This is a genomic window from Kitasatospora sp. NPDC093679 (assembly GCF_040683455.1).
Taxonomy (GTDB): Bacteria; Actinomycetota; Actinomycetes; order Streptomycetales; family Streptomycetaceae; genus Kitasatospora; species Kitasatospora arboriphila.
Genome location: NZ_JBFBDW010000033.1, coordinates 30,780 through 45,205, shown reverse-complemented (window position 1 = coordinate 45,205; position 14,426 = coordinate 30,780). Strand labels below are relative to the sequence as shown.

15 protein-coding genes are annotated in these 14,426 nt (G+C 75.3%); 10 read left to right on the top strand and 5 right to left on the bottom strand.

The features are described from left to right. Positions 1-30 precede the first annotated feature (30 nt). Complete coding sequence (locus tag AB0O09_RS25085) at positions 31-930, bottom strand: LysR substrate-binding domain-containing protein (RefSeq protein WP_344623976.1); 900 nt, start codon at positions 928-930, stop codon at positions 31-33. 72 nt (positions 931-1,002) lie between these two features. On the opposite strand from AB0O09_RS25085, the gene AB0O09_RS25080 reads away from it, so the two are divergent. Together AB0O09_RS25080 and AB0O09_RS25075 are read left to right on the top strand one after the other, a co-directional pair. Next, positions 1,003-1,878, top strand: a complete 876-nt coding sequence (locus AB0O09_RS25080) for a dihydrodipicolinate synthase family protein (protein ID WP_363544605.1) — start codon at positions 1,003-1,005, stop codon at positions 1,876-1,878. Between the two features lie 328 nt (positions 1,879-2,206). Then, complete coding sequence (locus AB0O09_RS25075) at positions 2,207-3,235, top strand: aspartate-semialdehyde dehydrogenase (protein WP_344623978.1); 1,029 nt, start codon at positions 2,207-2,209, stop codon at positions 3,233-3,235. A 67-nt stretch (positions 3,236-3,302) separates the two neighbouring features. Here AB0O09_RS25075 and AB0O09_RS25070 read toward each other — a convergent pair whose 3' ends face one another. Beyond that, entirely contained in the window at positions 3,303-4,064 is a 762-nt protein-coding gene (locus AB0O09_RS25070; RefSeq protein WP_363544602.1) for a hypothetical protein, read from the bottom strand. A gap of 162 nt (positions 4,065-4,226) precedes the next feature. Here AB0O09_RS25070 and AB0O09_RS25065 point away from each other — a divergent pair, with 162 nt between their 5' ends. The 4 genes from AB0O09_RS25065 (at position 4,227) to AB0O09_RS25050 (ending at position 8,233) form a co-directional block, all read left to right on the top strand. Then, positions 4,227-5,405, top strand: coding sequence for an NYN domain-containing protein (locus AB0O09_RS25065; protein WP_363544600.1), 1,179 nt, complete (start codon positions 4,227-4,229; stop codon positions 5,403-5,405). Between the two features lie 193 nt (positions 5,406-5,598). Continuing rightward, entirely contained in the window at positions 5,599-6,597 is a 999-nt protein-coding gene (locus AB0O09_RS25060) for an ABC transporter ATP-binding protein (protein WP_363544654.1), read from the top strand. Beyond that, entirely contained in the window at positions 6,594-7,391 is a 798-nt protein-coding gene (locus AB0O09_RS25055) for an ABC transporter permease (RefSeq protein ID WP_363544599.1), read from the top strand. The genes AB0O09_RS25060 and AB0O09_RS25055 overlap by 4 nt, the downstream gene beginning before the upstream one ends. A 119-nt stretch (positions 7,392-7,510) precedes the next feature. Further along, a complete protein-coding gene (locus tag AB0O09_RS25050; protein WP_363544597.1) occupies positions 7,511-8,233 on the top strand; it encodes a hypothetical protein in 723 nt (240 codons plus the stop codon). Positions 8,234-8,243: 10 nt separating this feature from the next. On the opposite strand, the gene ybaK is transcribed toward AB0O09_RS25050, so the two are convergent. From ybaK to AB0O09_RS25035, 3 genes are read right to left on the bottom strand one after another with little or no spacing between them, the layout of a single operon-like run. Continuing rightward, positions 8,244-8,738, bottom strand: a complete 495-nt coding sequence (ybaK, locus tag AB0O09_RS25045; RefSeq protein WP_363544595.1) for a Cys-tRNA(Pro) deacylase — start codon at positions 8,736-8,738, stop codon at positions 8,244-8,246. A 52-nt stretch (positions 8,739-8,790) separates the two neighbouring features. Beyond that, on the bottom strand, positions 8,791-9,519 hold the full coding sequence (locus AB0O09_RS25040; RefSeq protein ID WP_363544593.1) for an LON peptidase substrate-binding domain-containing protein: 729 nt from the start codon (positions 9,517-9,519) through the stop codon (positions 8,791-8,793). 60 nt (positions 9,520-9,579) lie between these two features. Continuing rightward, the gene (locus AB0O09_RS25035; protein WP_363544591.1) at positions 9,580-11,160 is read right to left on the bottom strand and encodes an oxidoreductase; all 1,581 of its coding nucleotides are present in this window, start codon (positions 11,158-11,160) and stop codon (positions 9,580-9,582) included. A gap of 93 nt (positions 11,161-11,253) precedes the next feature. Between AB0O09_RS25035 and hisD the strand changes: the two genes are divergently transcribed. Genes hisD through AB0O09_RS25015 form a run of 4 tightly spaced genes read left to right on the top strand, consistent with a single transcriptional unit; the run spans position 11,254 to position 14,404 of the window. After that, the gene (gene hisD, locus AB0O09_RS25030) at positions 11,254-12,561 is read left to right on the top strand and encodes a histidinol dehydrogenase (protein ID WP_363544589.1); all 1,308 of its coding nucleotides are present in this window, start codon (positions 11,254-11,256) and stop codon (positions 12,559-12,561) included. Next, on the top strand, positions 12,558-13,655 hold the full coding sequence (locus tag AB0O09_RS25025) for a histidinol-phosphate transaminase (RefSeq protein WP_363544587.1): 1,098 nt from the start codon (positions 12,558-12,560) through the stop codon (positions 13,653-13,655). Before hisD ends, AB0O09_RS25025 begins: the two co-directional genes overlap by 4 nt. Positions 13,656-13,661: 6 nt before the next feature. Continuing rightward, entirely contained in the window at positions 13,662-14,255 is a 594-nt protein-coding gene (gene hisB, locus AB0O09_RS25020) for an imidazoleglycerol-phosphate dehydratase HisB (protein WP_030262644.1), read from the top strand. After that, positions 14,252-14,404 (top strand): hypothetical protein, encoded by a 153-nt coding sequence (locus AB0O09_RS25015; RefSeq protein WP_030262641.1) that lies wholly within the window; start codon positions 14,252-14,254, stop codon positions 14,402-14,404. Before hisB ends, AB0O09_RS25015 begins: the two co-directional genes overlap by 4 nt. Positions 14,405-14,426: the final 22 nt, after the last annotated feature.

Below are 14,426 nucleotides of genomic sequence, written 5' to 3'. Positions count from 1 at the left end.
CGGCGGCCTCGTGCGGCCACCCGGTGCGGCTCAGACCTGCGGGACGCCGCCGCCCAGCTCCGCCGGCACGGCCGAGTGCAGGGCTGCGGTGAACGCGGCGACCGCCGGGTGGGCGGCGGCTCCGGCGCGGAAGGCCGTCCGGGTCCGCCGGTACATCGGCAGCCGGGTGAGCACCACGCCCGGCGGCGGGGCGGGCACGGTGCCCAGGTGCGGGACCAGGGCGACGCCCTGGCCGACCGCCACCAGGGCCAGCACGGTGGTGAAGTCGTCCACGTGGTGCCGCACCCGCGGGGTGAACCCGGCGCTCTGGCAGGCCCGCAGCGTCATCGCGTGGCAGAGCGTGCCCGCCGGGGCCATGATCCAGGGCGAGCCGCGGTGTTCGGCGACCGTTCCCGCGGCCGCCGCCGCCAGGTACATCGGCTCGGTGAACACCGGCTGGGTGAGCGCCAGTCCGGGCTCCGGCTCGGCCGGCACCAGGTCGTACTCGTGCACCAGGGCCACGTCCAGCTCGCCGGCCCGCAGCGCCGCCGCCACCGCGGCCGGGTCGACCTCGGTGACCATCGGCTCCAGCCCCGGGTGACGGGCCGCCAGCCCGGCCAGCGCGGCCGGGACGATCGCCCGCGCCGCCGACGGGTAGGTGCCGATCCGCAGCGGCCCGGCCAGCCCGCGGCGGGCGTGCGCCAGCTCGGCCGAAGCCTGCTCCAGCCGCTCCAGCACCGCCTCGGCGTGCCGCACCAGGTTCAGCCCGGCCGGGGTCAGCGCCACCCGCCGCCCGGTGCGCTCCAGCAGCGGCACCCCGGCCTCCCGCTCCAGCACGGACAGCTGCTGGGAGACGGCGGACGGGCTGAACGCGAGCGCCTCGGCGACCGCGGCGATCGTGCCGTGGTGGGCGAGTTCGCGCAGCAGGCGCAGGCGGCGGACGTCGAGCATCGGCTCAGCTTACGAGAAGCCTCGGAAACGTGAACTGGACCTGCACGATGCCGGCACGTCAGGCTCGACGGCATGGACCTGCACGGGATTCACGTACCCCTCGTCACCCCGTTCGCCGCGGACGGCTCCGTCGCCGCCGACGCCCTGGCCCGGCTCGCCGGCGAGCTGCTCACCGCCGGCGCGGCCGGCCTGGTCGTGCTCGGCACCACCGGCGAGCCCGGCTCCCTGGACGACGCGGAGAAGCGCCTCGTCCTCGACACCGTCGCCCCGGTCTGCCGGGCGCACGGCGCACCGCTGACGGTCGGCGTCGGCGGCGGCGACACCCGCCGCACCGCCGAGGCGCTGGCCGCCCTCGACGGGGTGGCCGACGCCGCCCTGGCGACGGTGCCCGCCTTCGTCCGCCCCGGCCCGGCCGGGGTGCTCGCGCACTTCCGGCACCTCGCCGCGCACAGCCCCGTCCCGCTGATCGTCTACCACATCCCATACCGCACCGGGCAGCAGCTCGACGCCGGGACGCTCGCCGAGGTGCTGCGGCTGCCCGGCGTGATCGGTGTGAAGTACGCCGCGGGCGGCATCGACGACACCGCGGTCGACCTGCTCGGACAGGGGCGGCGCGGCGTCATGGCCGGCGACGACACCCACCTCTCCGCACTGATGGCGATCGGCGCCGACGGCGGCATCCTCGCCTCCGCGCACCTGGCCACCGAGCAGTACGCCGACCTGGCCGACGCCTGGCGCAAGGGCGACGCCGACCGCGCCCGCGGCCTCGGCCACCGGCTGGCCGCACTCGCCCGCGCCGCCTTCGCCGAGCCCAACCCCGCGGTGGTCAAGGGCGTCCTGCACGCCCAGGGCCGCATCCCCACCCCGGACGTCCGCCTGCCCCTGCTCCCCGCCACCCCCACCGCCGTCGCCACCGCCCTCGACCGCCTCGCCGCCGTCACGGCCTGAAGGAACACCACCTCAAGGGCAGCACCCGAGGGGCGCGGGGGGCCTGCGCAGTCCGGGGGTGGTCGCCGATACGGACCAGGGCCGGCCCCGGATGCTTCGGTGACGAATTGTTTTCGGACGAATCCCCGTCCGCGCCGACCGCACCCGCACATCTTGCGGAGCCCGTGCACCGAACCCGCAGGGGCTCCCGGCCGCGGGCCGCAGGCCGTCCCGCGGGGCCGCCCACAGCGTGGACGCCGCGACGGGCCGGGCCGGTGACAAGGCATGATGGCAGGGTGCGGACGGCGATCAAGCACAACCCGATCGAGCACGACATGGAGGAAACGCAATGAGGATCGGCATCGTTGGGGCCACCGGCCAGGTCGGCGGCGTCGTCCGCGAGATCCTGGCGGAACGGGACTTCCCGGTCGAGCAGCTGCGGCTGTTCGCCTCGGCACGGTCCGCCGGGCGCACGCTGCCGTGGCGGGACACCGAGGTGACGGTGGAGGACGCGGCCACCGCCGACTACAGCGGCCTCGACGTCGTGATCTTCTCCGCGGGCGGTTCCACCTCGAAGGCGCTGGCCCCGAAGGTCGCCGCCGCGGGTGCCGTCGTCATCGACAACTCCTCCGCCTGGCGCCGCGACCCCGAGGTGCCGCTGGTCGTCGCCGAGGTCAACCCGCAGGCGATCGCGGACCGCCCGAAGGGCATCATCGCCAACCCGAACTGCACCACCATGGCCGCCATGCCGGTGCTGCGCCCGCTGCACGAGGAGGCCGGCCTGGTCTCCCTGGTGGTCTCCACCTACCAGGCGGTGTCCGGCAGCGGCCTGGCCGGCGTGTCCGAGCTGCACGACCAGGCGTCGAAGGTGGTGGACGGCGCGACCGCGCTGGTCCACGACGGCTCCGCGGTCGAGTACCCGGCGCCCGGCGTCTACAAGCGCCCGATCGCCTTCAACGTCGTCCCGCTGGCGGGTTCGATCGTCGAGGACGGCTCCAACGAGACCGACGAGGAGCAGAAGCTCCGCCACGAGAGCCGCAAGATCCTCGGCATCCCGGAGCTCAAGGTCTCCGGCACCTGCGTGCGCGTCCCGGTCTTCACCGGCCACTCGCTGCAGATCAACGCCCGTTTCGCCGCCCCGATCGCCCCGGAGCGCGCGGTGGAGCTGTTGACCGGCGCGCCCGGCGTGGAGCTCACCGACATCCCGACCCCGCTGCAGGCTGCCGGCCAGGACCCGACCTACGTCGGCCGGATCCGGGTGGACGAGACGGTCGACAACGGCCTGTCGCTCTTCCTCTCCAACGACAACCTGCGCAAGGGCGCCGCCCTCAACGCGGTGCAGCTGGCCGAGCTGGTCGCCGCCGAGCTCCGCGGCTGACCCGCCGGCCCGCACGGCACGTCCGACGGCCCCGCCCCGCCACGACGGGGACGGGGCCGTCGGCGGCCTAACGGAGGGCGACCGCCATCTCCTGGGAGACCGCGTCGCCCGTCCACTTGTCGCCCGCCGAGTACCACTGGAAGTCGCCCGGCCCCGTCACCGGGACGGTGGCCCTCACCGTGCCGGAGGCGCTGGAGACGGCCTTGGCGACGGTCTTCCAGCGGTGCGAGCCCGCCGGGCGGAACTGCAGGTACGCCACGCCGTCCGCGTAGCCGTGGAAGCGGTTGTCCGTCCAGAACGATCGGGCCAGCCAGCCCTGCACGGTGATCCGCTGCCCCTTCGCGGCCTTCGCCGGGACGCCCGAGCCGGACAGCTTGGCCGCCCGCTTCAGCGAGAAGCCGCCGGCCGTCTTGGCCACGTAGCGGTCGCCGTCGTTGGCCTTCACCTGCAGGTCGACGAACCAGGTGCCGGCCTCGTCGTTGAAGATCTGCTTCTTCACCGGGTCGACCGTCACCGTGCCCCGGCACACCGACGCGGTCGCCGAGGACGGGGTGCAGCGCATCGGGCCGACCCTGAGCACGCCGTAGTTCGGCCCCCAGACGCCGACCGGGTCGACCGCGCGGATCCCGGAGTCGTCGCGGGCCTCCACCACCAGCGGGAAGGTCGTCGCCTTCTGCGGCCCGAGCAGCACGGGCCGCCCCTCGTTGACGCTGATCGAGGTGATCGCGGTGTCGCCGTGGGACCGGTCGGTGGTGATCGTGGGTACGGCCAGCACCGCCACCGCCGCACCGGCCGCGGCCGCGCACAGGGCCCAGGAAGTCTTCCGCATGATCCCCCCAGTATCGCCGCAGGCCGGGGGTGCTCCGGCACGGCCCGGTCGGTCGGCGGCGGTTCGACGCCGGATCCGAGGGTAAGCACTGCCCAATCCCCCGCCCCGCCAGGGGTGGCCCGCCCCCGCCCCACCGGGGGTCACCGGAGGAGAGGAGCGGACGTGGACCGCTGCGTAGTCCTCGTCGACGCCGGCTACCTGCTCGGAGCCGCCGCCAGCCTGCTGGTCGGCGAGCCCGCCCGGTCCCGGGTGACGGTCGACCACACCGTGCTGATCACCGCGCTGCGCGAGCGCGCCGAGGCGGAGACCGGCCTGCCGCTGCTCCGGGTCTACTGGTTCGACGCCGCGCCCGAACGCCGCCCGCTGCCCGAGCACCGGCGGCTGCGCGTGCTGCCCCGGGTCACCGTCCGGCTGGGGGCGCTCACCCGGGCCGAGGGCCGCTGGGTGCAGAAGGGCGTCGACGCGGCGATGCACGCCGAACTCACCGAGCTCGCCCGCAACCACGCCTGCACCGACATCGTGCTGGTCACCGGCGACGGCGACCTACTGCCGGGTGTGATGTCCGCCAAGGAGCACGGGGTGGCCGTCCACCTGTGGGCGCTGCAGGCCGCGGACGGCGACTTCAACCAGTCCGAGGACCTCGTCGCGGAGGCCGACGAGCGCCGCGTCCTGGACCGGGCCTGGATGGAGCAGTGGGTACGGCTGCGCGAGGTGCCCGCGTCCTTCCCGGCGCCCGGTGCGGCGCCGCGGATCGCGGGCCTGCTCGCCGCCCCCGCGCAGCCGGAGGCACCGGCCGCGGCCGGCCGGCCGCAGCCCGCAGCCGCGCTCAAGGTGGTCCCCACGCCGAAGGACCTCGCGGTGCGGTCGGCCGCCGAGCGGATCCCGGCCGACCGGGCGGCCGCCGTGGCGCACGGCGGCCCGGTGCTGCGCTGGACCTCCGACCGCGGCTGGGTCGACCGGCCGCCCGCGGACACCTCGGCCACCGCCGGGGACGGGCTGCCGATCCTGGCCCAGCTCACCACCTCCGCGCAGCGCTGGGCGGACCGCGAGGAGGACATCACCAGCGTCGGCGGCGACGCCCACGAGGTCGGCCAGGTCTTCGCCCGCCGCTGGATCGACCGGTTCGGCGCGGCGGACCGGCTCGCCGTGCTGTGGACGGACTACCCGCGGATCCCGCACCGCCTCGACGGCGAGCTGCTGCGCTACGCCGCCCGCTTCGGCCTGCTCGCCCACAAGGACGACCAGATAGACGAGGCGGACCGCTACGCGATCCGGGACGGCTTCTGGAAGGAGCTCGCCGCCCGCGTCCCCGGCGGCCGCGCGGCGATGGCCGACGACTGACGGCGCACCCGCACGCCCGCCCCACCCGCATGCCCGCCCCACCCGTCGCCCCGCCCGGCCCCGCCCCGGCGGCGCACCGCCACGGCCCGGAGCCGTACCCACCGGAACCGGCCCCGACCGGCCCCCGTGCCCGGTCCGGGCGCCGCGGAGCGTAAAGTTCTCTCGCGTGAGCGACACCGACCGGCAGGCACCCCTGGCCCCGCCGCGGGCCCGGGAGGACCTTCCGGGTCCGGCCTGCTGCACCGTCCGCGGCCTTGCCAAGACCTACCGCACCGGCAGCGGCGCCAAGGCCGCCGAGGTCCCCGCGAACGCCGGGATCGACCTGACCGTGCGGCGCGGCGAGATCTTCGGCCTGCTCGGCCCGAACGGCGCCGGCAAGTCCACGCTGGTGCGCCAGCTGACCGGTCTGCTGCGCCCGGACGCCGGCAGCATCGACATCCTCGGCCACGACATCGTCCGCCACCCCGAGCGGGCCGCCCGGCTGCTGGCCTACCTCGGCCAGGAGTCCACCGCGCTGGACGAGCTCACCGTCTCGCTCGCCGCCGAGACCACCGGACGGCTGCGCGGCCTCGGCCGTGCCCGGGCCCGCGCCGAGACGGCCGAGGTGCTCGCCGAACTCGGCCTCGAACCGCTGGCCGGCCGTCCGCTGGCCAAGCTCTCCGGCGGCCAGCGCCGCCTCGCCTGCTTCGCCGCCGCGCTGGTCGGCGAGCGTCCGCTGCTCGTCCTGGACGAGCCCACCACCGGCATGGACCCGGTCGCCCGGCGCGCCGTCTGGTCCGCCGTGGACCGCCGCCGGGCCGAGCGCGGCACCACCGTGCTGCTGGTCACCCACAACGTGATCGAGGCCGAGACGGTGCTCGACCGGGTCGCCGTCGTCGACGAGGGCCGGGTCATCGCCTGCGACACCCCCGGCGGCCTCAAGGCGCTGGTCGACGGCGACGTCCGGCTCGACCTGGTCTGGCGCACCGACGCCCCGCTCGACGTGCCCGCCGTCGCCGAGCTCGCCGCCCGGGCCGAGCGCACCGGCCGCCGCTGGACCGTCCGCACCACCCCCGAGCAGGCCCGCGAACTGGTCGCCGCGGTCACCGGCGGCGCCGCCTTCGCCGCGCTCGACGACTTCACCCTGGCCACCCCCAGCCTGGAGGACGCCTACCTCAAGCTCGGCGGCCGGCACAAAGGACTCGCCAAGTGACGCTCCTCGACACCCCGGCGCCCGCCGTCGCCGCCCCCGCCGAGCTGGCCCCCGCCGCCCGGCTGCTGCCCTCGCTCGCCGCGGTCTACCGCGCCCAGCTCGCCCGGGCCAAGGTCGCCCGGATCCCGCTGCTGTTCGTCGCGACCTTCCAGTCGCTGGGCATCCTGGTGATGATGCGCGGCGTCGTGGACGGCGGCGGCAACCCGGCCGCGCACGCCGTGGTGGCCGGTTCGGCGGTGCTGGTGGTCGCCTTCGTCGCGCTCAACCTGCTCGCCCAGTACTTCGGCAGGCTGCGCGCCACCGGCGGCCTCGACCACTACGCGACGCTGCCGGTGCCGCCGGCCGCGGTGGTGCTCGGCGCGGCCGGCGCCTACGCCTCGTTCACGCTGCCCGGCACCCTGGTCACCGCCGCTGCCGGTGCCTGGCTGTTCGACCTGCCGGCCCGCAACCTCTGGGTGCTGCTGGCGGTGGTGCCGCTCGCCGGGGCGGCGCTGTCCGGTCTGGGGGCCGCCTGCGGCCTGCTCGCCCGGCGCCAGGAGATCGCCACCCTGCTGGGCCAGCTCGGCATGTCCGCCGCGCTGCTGCTCGGCGTCCTGCCGGCCGGCAACCTGCCGCAGCCCGTGCAGTGGCTGCGCGACCTGCTGCCCTCCACCTACGGCGTGGAGGCCTTCGCCCGGACCTTCGACCCCGCCCCGGACTGGGCCGCCGTCCTCGGTGACCTGGGCGTCTGCGCGGCCGTCGGGCTCTGCTCGCTCACCGTGGCGACCTGGGCGTACCGGCGGGCCACCCGCTGACCCGGCCGGCCCCCGGACCCGGCCGGTGCAGCCCGGACCGGCCGGGAGCAGCCCGCCCCGGGCCGCACCGGAGCCGCCCGCCCCGACCGGACCGGGGCCGGTCGTGAAACGATGACCGGGTGACCGCACCGAACACACCGACGGGCCCGGGCGCCGACCCGTACGCCCCGCACGACCCGTTCGCACCGCCGCCGGCGCCGGTCGGCCCGAAGCGGCCGAAGCGCGCCCTGCTGCCGGAGGCGCGGATCGGTGTGCTGATCGCGGCCGGCGGCGCGCTCCTCGGTGTGGTGCTCGGGCTGCTCTGGCTGTGGCTGGCGCCCCGGGTCGGCCTGGTCGTCAAGGGCGACCAGCTGCTGTACGCGGACCCGGAGGGCGAGCAGCGGGCCGGTGCCGACAGCGTCTTCGCGCTGCTCGGCCTCGGCGCGGGCCTGGTCACCGCGCTGACCGCCTTCCTGTTCACCCGCGGCCGGGGCGGCGGTGTCGCGGTCGCGGCGGGCCTCGCGGTCGGCGGCCTGGCCGGATCGGTGATCGGTTGGCAGCTGGGCATGAAGCTCGGTCCCGCCTCCGACCTGGTCGCACACGCCCGGCAGGTCGGCGACGGCGGCCGGTTCAGCGCCCCGCTGGAGCTCGGCGCGCACGGCGCGCTGCTGGTCTGGCCGATGACGGCCATGGTGGTGCTGCTGGTGCTGTCCGCCGCCTTCGGCAAGCGCGAGGAGGACCCGCCGCCGTACTGGGCATGGCCCCGGCCGGAGGCCGGTCACCCCGAGGCCGCTCACGCGTCCGACGGCCACGCCCACGAGGGCCGCGCCGCGGGCGGCCCGGAGCACCCGCACGCCGACTGACCCCGGGGGTTCAGCGGCCGATCGGTGCCGTCCGGGCGCCGGTCAGCGAGACCAGGTCGGCGGGGGCGAGTTCGACCTCCAGACCGCGGCGGCCGGCCGAGACGAAGACCGTGGAGTGGCCGAGCGCGCTGTCGTCCAGCACGGTGCGCAGCGGCCGCCGCTGCCCGAGCGGGGAGATGCCGCCCAGCACGTAGCCGCTGCTGCGCTCGGCCGCCGCCGGGTCGGCCATCCCCGCCCGCTTGCCGCCCACCGCGGCGGCGAGCGCCTTCAGGTCGAGCTGCCCGGAGACCGGGACGATGCCCACGGTCAGCGTGCCGTCCACGTCGGCGACCAGCGTCTTGAAGACCCGGCCGGCCGGGATGCCGAGCACCTCGGCGGCCTCGCCGCCGTAGGAGGCCGCGGCCGGGTCGTGGTCGTAGGCGTGCACGGTGTACGCCACGCCCGCGGCCTCCAGCGCGACCGTGGCGGGCGTGCCCTGGCCGCCCTTCTTCGTCTTCTTCGCCATCGGCGGCCCTTCTCGGGGTGCGGTCGGGTGCGGTCGGGGGTCCGGACCGGCGTCAGTTGGGGCTGAAGGCCTGGCGGGTGAGGTCCGCGGCGGGCAGCGACGGCAGCCAGGCCAGCAGGGCGGTCTCCCGGCGCAGCAGCTCCAGCTCGGCGGTGAGCCGCTGGGCGGTGTCCGGGCAGGCCAGCAGCTCCTGCTTGACGGGGGCGGGCAGCACGGTGGCCGCCGCGACCAGGTAGGAGAGCGCCTGCGGGTCGAGCGGCAGCTCGACGTCGCCGGCCAGGGTGGCCTCCTTCGCGCCCGCGAGGCGCTTGCGGTACTCGTGGAAGGCCCGCTCCACCACCGCGCCGAGCGCCCCGGAGCCCTGGCCGGACGGCTCGTCCAGCGGCCGGGTCTCGGCGACGAGGTAGGGGCCGCTCGCGTCGACGGACTCCACGGTGAACCGGGTGGTGCCGGTGACCAGCAGCTCGTACCGGCCGTCGGCGCGGCTCCGCACGGAGGTGACGTCCGCGACGCAGCCGACCCGGTACAGCGCCTCCCGCGGGTCGCCGGTGACCGTGCCGAGCCCGTCGAGCGGCCCGGCCGGGCCCTCGTTCTCCCGGACGGGCGCGACCTCGCGGCCGTCCCTGATGGCGACCACGCCGAAGCGGCGCGGTTCGTCCTCGGGCAGTTCCTGCAGGTCGGCGACGAGTCGGCGGTAGCGCTCCTCGAAGACGTGCAGGGGCATCACCAGGCCCGGGTAGAGGACCGTGTTGAGCGGGAAGAGCGGCAGCCGTTCTGTCACGGCGCACAGCGTAGTTGCCGCGGGCCCCGGCGACCTCGCCCTTTTGCCGCAGAGCCGGCCTCAGCCGCGCTGCAGCAGCCGGGTCGCGCCGGTGACGGCGGTGGTCGCGAGGATCCAGCCGGTCAGCACCAGGCCGGCGGCCACCCACTGGCCCTGCCGGTCCGGGTTCCAGCCGCCCTGCCCGAGGTCGACCACCGGCAGCAGCCTGCCGAGCGTGTACAGCGCGGCGTCCCAGGTGGGCACCTCGTCGGCCTTCAGTGACTGCGGCGGGTGCTCGGCGAAGTACGCGGTGCCGAGCAGCCAGGCCAGCAACAGCCACAGCGCGGCCCGGCCGGGCCGGTAGCCGTAGCCGACGGTGACGTCCTGCAGCAGCCCCCACAGCCGGGCGTGGACCGGCAGGGCGGCGCGGCGGCGGCGCTGCTTGGCGTACAGCACCTCGCGGGCGTCCTCGTCCCGGCCGTCCCGGCGCAGCGCCGAGGCGAGCTGTTCGTACGGCTCCGGCTGGTACTCGCCGAGCGAGTTCTCCAGCCAGGCGATCCGCTCGGCGACGCCGAACGGCTCCGCGGGCCGCAGCGACTCGTAGGTGAAGCCGGTGAGCCGCACCAGGCCGGCGCCGGGCCAGGACCGCGGGGCGTCGACCAGGTTGCCGACCTGGGCGCGGGAGAGCGACACGGTGCCGTCGGGGGCCTTCTTGCAGGCGAACCGCAGCTCGGGCGTCCGGATCCGGCGCAGCGACAGCTCCTGCCCCTCGGAGAGGTGGAACTCGGCCTCGTGGATCAGGCAGGCCTGTTCGAAGCGGGCGTCGACCAGCCGCACCCCGCCCCAGGCGCGGAACGGGGTGACGGCGGCCCCGGGCTCGTGCGGCGGCCCGTAGCCGTAGGCGTACTCGCTGGGCGAGGTCGTCCAGCGGTTGTCGGCCGAGCCGGTCAGGTACAGCGTGTTGCCGACGGTGGTGCGGGCCAGGTTCAGGCAGTTGCGGCCGGGGTCGCGCATCCGCAGCTGGGCGCCGCGCAGCGAGAGCCGGCCGCCGATCCGGCCGGTGCGGATGCCGAACTCGCCGTACACCTCGATCCGCTCGGCCTCCAGGTCCTGGTGGACGGTGAGCCCGTCCGCGGAGAGCGCCCGGTGGTGCGGGTCGGCGCCGAGGACGGCCTGGTTGAGCAGCAGGTCGGTGCCGATCCGGGCGTCGGTGAGCCGGATGCCCTGCGGCACCACGCAGCGCGCCAGGTGCACGTCGCCGTCGGCGGCGAGCCGGGAGGCGTCCAGCCGCGGTATCAGGCAGCCGATCAGCCGGATCGTGCCGGCCCGGGCCTCGGAGAGCAGCACCCGGGTGTCGAAGCGGCAGCCGTGCAGCTCGACGTAGTGGGTGAGGGACGCGCCGGCCAGTAACAGCGGGCCGGTGACGTACGCGCCGTTGAGCTTCAGCGCCGCGACCCGCCCGGGTGCGGGGGCGGGGCCGGAGAGCAGCAGCCGGGCGAGCACCTCGGCGCGGACGGTCCGCTCCGCGCCCCAGTCGCCGGAGCCCGCCGGGTCGTCGTCCTCGGCCTTGCCGGCGCGCAGGTCGAGCACCTCGCCGTGCCGGAACGCGTCCCACAGGCGCTGCTCCGTGTCCGTCCAGCCGTCCGGTGCGCCGTCCGCCATCGTCCCCCCTGGTGATCCCCGGCCGTCTCGGCCTTCGTATCACGGACTGAAATGCGCGGCCGCCGTTTCCGGCCACTCCTTACACTGGGCCCTGTGATCTCTCGAATCGACCTGCGCGGCTCCGTCTCGGACCCGCGCGACCTGCTGCCCCGTGCCGAGTTCGACGTCGAGGCCGCCCTGGAGACGGTGCGGCCGATCTGCGAGGACGTACGCCATCGCGGGGTCGCGGCGCTGATCGAGATCACCGAGCGCTTCGACGGCGTGAAGCTGGAGTCCACCCGGGTGCCCGAGGAGCGGATCACCGCCGCCCTGGAGACCCTCGACCCGAAGGTGCGCGCCGCACTGGAGGAGTCGATCCGCCGCGCCCGCCTCGTCCACCGCGAGCAGCGCCGCACCGACCACACCACCGAGGTGGTTCCGGGCGGCTCGGTCACCGAGCGCTGGGTGCCGGTCGACCGGGTCGGCCTGTACGTGCCGGGCGGCCTCGCGGTCTACCCGTCCTCCGTGGTGATGAACGTGGTGCCCGCGCAGGAGGCCGGCGTGCCCGGCATCGCGGTCTCCTCCCCGCCGCAGAAGGAGTTCGGCGGCAGCGTCCACCCGACGATCCTGGCCGCCTGCGCCCTGCTCGGCGTCACCGAGGTCTACGCGGCCGGCGGCGCCCAGGCGGTCGCCATGTTCGCCTACGGCACCGAGGAGTGCCGCCCGGTCAACCTGGTCACCGGCCCCGGCAACATCTACGTCGCCGCCGCCAAGCGCCTGCTCAAGGGCCGGATCGGCATCGACGCCGAGGCCGGTCCGACCGAGATCGCGATCCTCGCCGACGACTCCGCCTCGCCGCGGGACGTCGCCGCCGACCTGATCAGCCAGGCCGAGCACGACCCGATGGCCGCCTCCGTGCTGGTCACCGACTCGCCAGAGCTCGCCGCCGCGGTCGAGGCCGAGCTGGAGACCCAGGTCGCGAACACCAAGCACCGCGAGCGGGTCACCACCGCGCTCGCCGGCCGGCAGTCCGGCATCGTCCTGGTCGACGACCTGGAGCAGGGCCTGGAGGTGGTCAACGCCTACGCCGCGGAGCACCTGGAGATCCAGACCCGGGACGCCCGCGCCGTCGCCGCCCGGATCCGCAACGCGGGCGCCGTGTTCATCGGCCCGTACGCGCCCGTCTCGCTCGGCGACTACGCGGCCGGCTCCAACCACGTGCTGCCCACCGGCGGCTGCGCCTGCCACTCCTCGGGCCTGTCCGTGCAGTCCTTCCTGCGCGGCATCCACGTCGTGGACTACTCCCGCGAGGCGCTGGCCGACGTCGCCGCGCACGTGGTCAACCTGGCCGAGGCCGAGGACCTGCCCGGCCACGGCGACGCCATCCGCGCCCGCTTCGACTGGACGGTGCCGAACTCTTGAGGATCGACGACCTCCCCATCCGCGACGAACTGCGCGGACAGTCCCCGTACGGTGCCCCCCAGCTCGACGTGCCCGTCCAGCTGAACACCAACGAGAACCCGTACCCGCTGCCCGAGCCGCTGGTCGCCCGGATCGCCGAGCGGGTCGCCGAGGCCGCCCGGCACCTCAACCGCTACCCCGACCGGGACGCCGTCGAGCTGCGCGAGGGCCTCGCCGGCTACCTCACCCGCACCACCGGCCACGCCGTCACCCGGCAGCAGGTCTGGGCGGCGAACGGCTCCAACGAGGTCCTCCAGCAGCTGCTGCAGACCTTCGGCGGCCCCGGCCGCACCGCACTCGGCTTCGAGCCCTCGTACTCGATGCACGCGCTGATCTCCCGCGGCACCGGCACCGGCTGGATCTCCGGCCCGCGCAACGAGGACTTCACGATCGACCTCGACGCCGCCCGCGCCGCGATCGCCGAGCACCGGCCGCACGTGGTGTTCGTCTGCTCGCCGAACAACCCGACCGGCACCGCCGTCGCCGCCGACACCGTCCTCGCCCTGTACGAGGCCGCGCAGGCCGCCCGGCCGAGCCTGGTGGTCGTCGACGAGGCGTACGTCGAGTTCTCGCACCGCGAGTCGCTGCTGCCGCTGATCGAGGGCCGCCCGAACCTGGTGGTCTCCCGCACCATGTCGAAGGCGTTCGGCGCGGCGGGCCTGCGGCTCGGCTACCTCGCCGCCGACCCGGCCGTGGTCGACGCCGTGCAGCTCGTCCGGCTGCCGTACCACCTGTCGGCCGTCACCCAGGCCACCGCGCTGGCCTGCCTGGAGCACACCGACACCCTGCTGGGCTACGTCGCCCAGCTCAAGGCCGAACGGGACCGCCTGGTCGAGGCCCTGCGCGGGCTCGGCCTGGAGGTCACCGACTCCGACGCCAACTTCGTCCAGTTCGGCCGCTTCGCCGACACCCACGCCGTGTGGCAGGCGATCCTCGACCACGGCGTGCTCGTCCGCGACAACGGCGTCCCCGGGTGGCTGCGGGTCACCGCCGGCACCCCCGCCGAGAACGACGCCTTCCTGGACGCCGTCCGCCTCGTGATCAAGGAGCTGTAACCCCGAATGTCCCGTATCGGCCGCGTCGAACGCACCACCAAGGAGACTTCGGTCCTCGTCGAGATCGACCTCGACGGCACCGGGAAGACCGAGATCTCGACGGGCGTCGGGTTCTACGACCACATGCTCGACCAGCTCGGCCGCCACGGCCTCTTCGACCTCACGGTCAAGACCGACGGCGACCTGCACATCGACACCCACCACACCATCGAGGACACCGCCCTCGCACTCGGCGCCGCCTTCAAGCAGGCGCTCGGCGACAAGGTGGGCATCTACCGCTTCGGCAACTGCACCGTCCCGCTGGACGAGTCGCTCGCCCAGGTCACCGTCGACCTCTCCGGCCGCCCGTACCTGGTGCACACCGAGCCGGAGACCATGGCGCCGATGATCGGCACCTACGACACCACCATGACCCGGCACATCCTGGAGTCCTTCGTGGCGCAGGCGCAGATAGCGCTGCACGTCCACGTGCCGTACGGGCGCAACGCCCACCACATCGTCGAGTGCCAGTTCAAGGCGCTCGCCCGCGCGCTGCGCTACGCCTCCGAGCGCGACCCGCGCGCGGCCGGAATCCTCCCCTCGACCAAGGGCGCCCTGTGAGCAAGTCCGCGATCGCACTGATCTTCGTCGGCCTCTTCCTGACCGGCGGCGTGATCTCGTTCTGGAAGCAGAAGCTGCCCAAGGGCGTCGTCGCGGTGCTCGCGATCGGCGCCGTCCTGTGCCTGGCCGCCGGCGCCATGCGCCTGTAGCCGGCCTCGAGAGACTGGATCC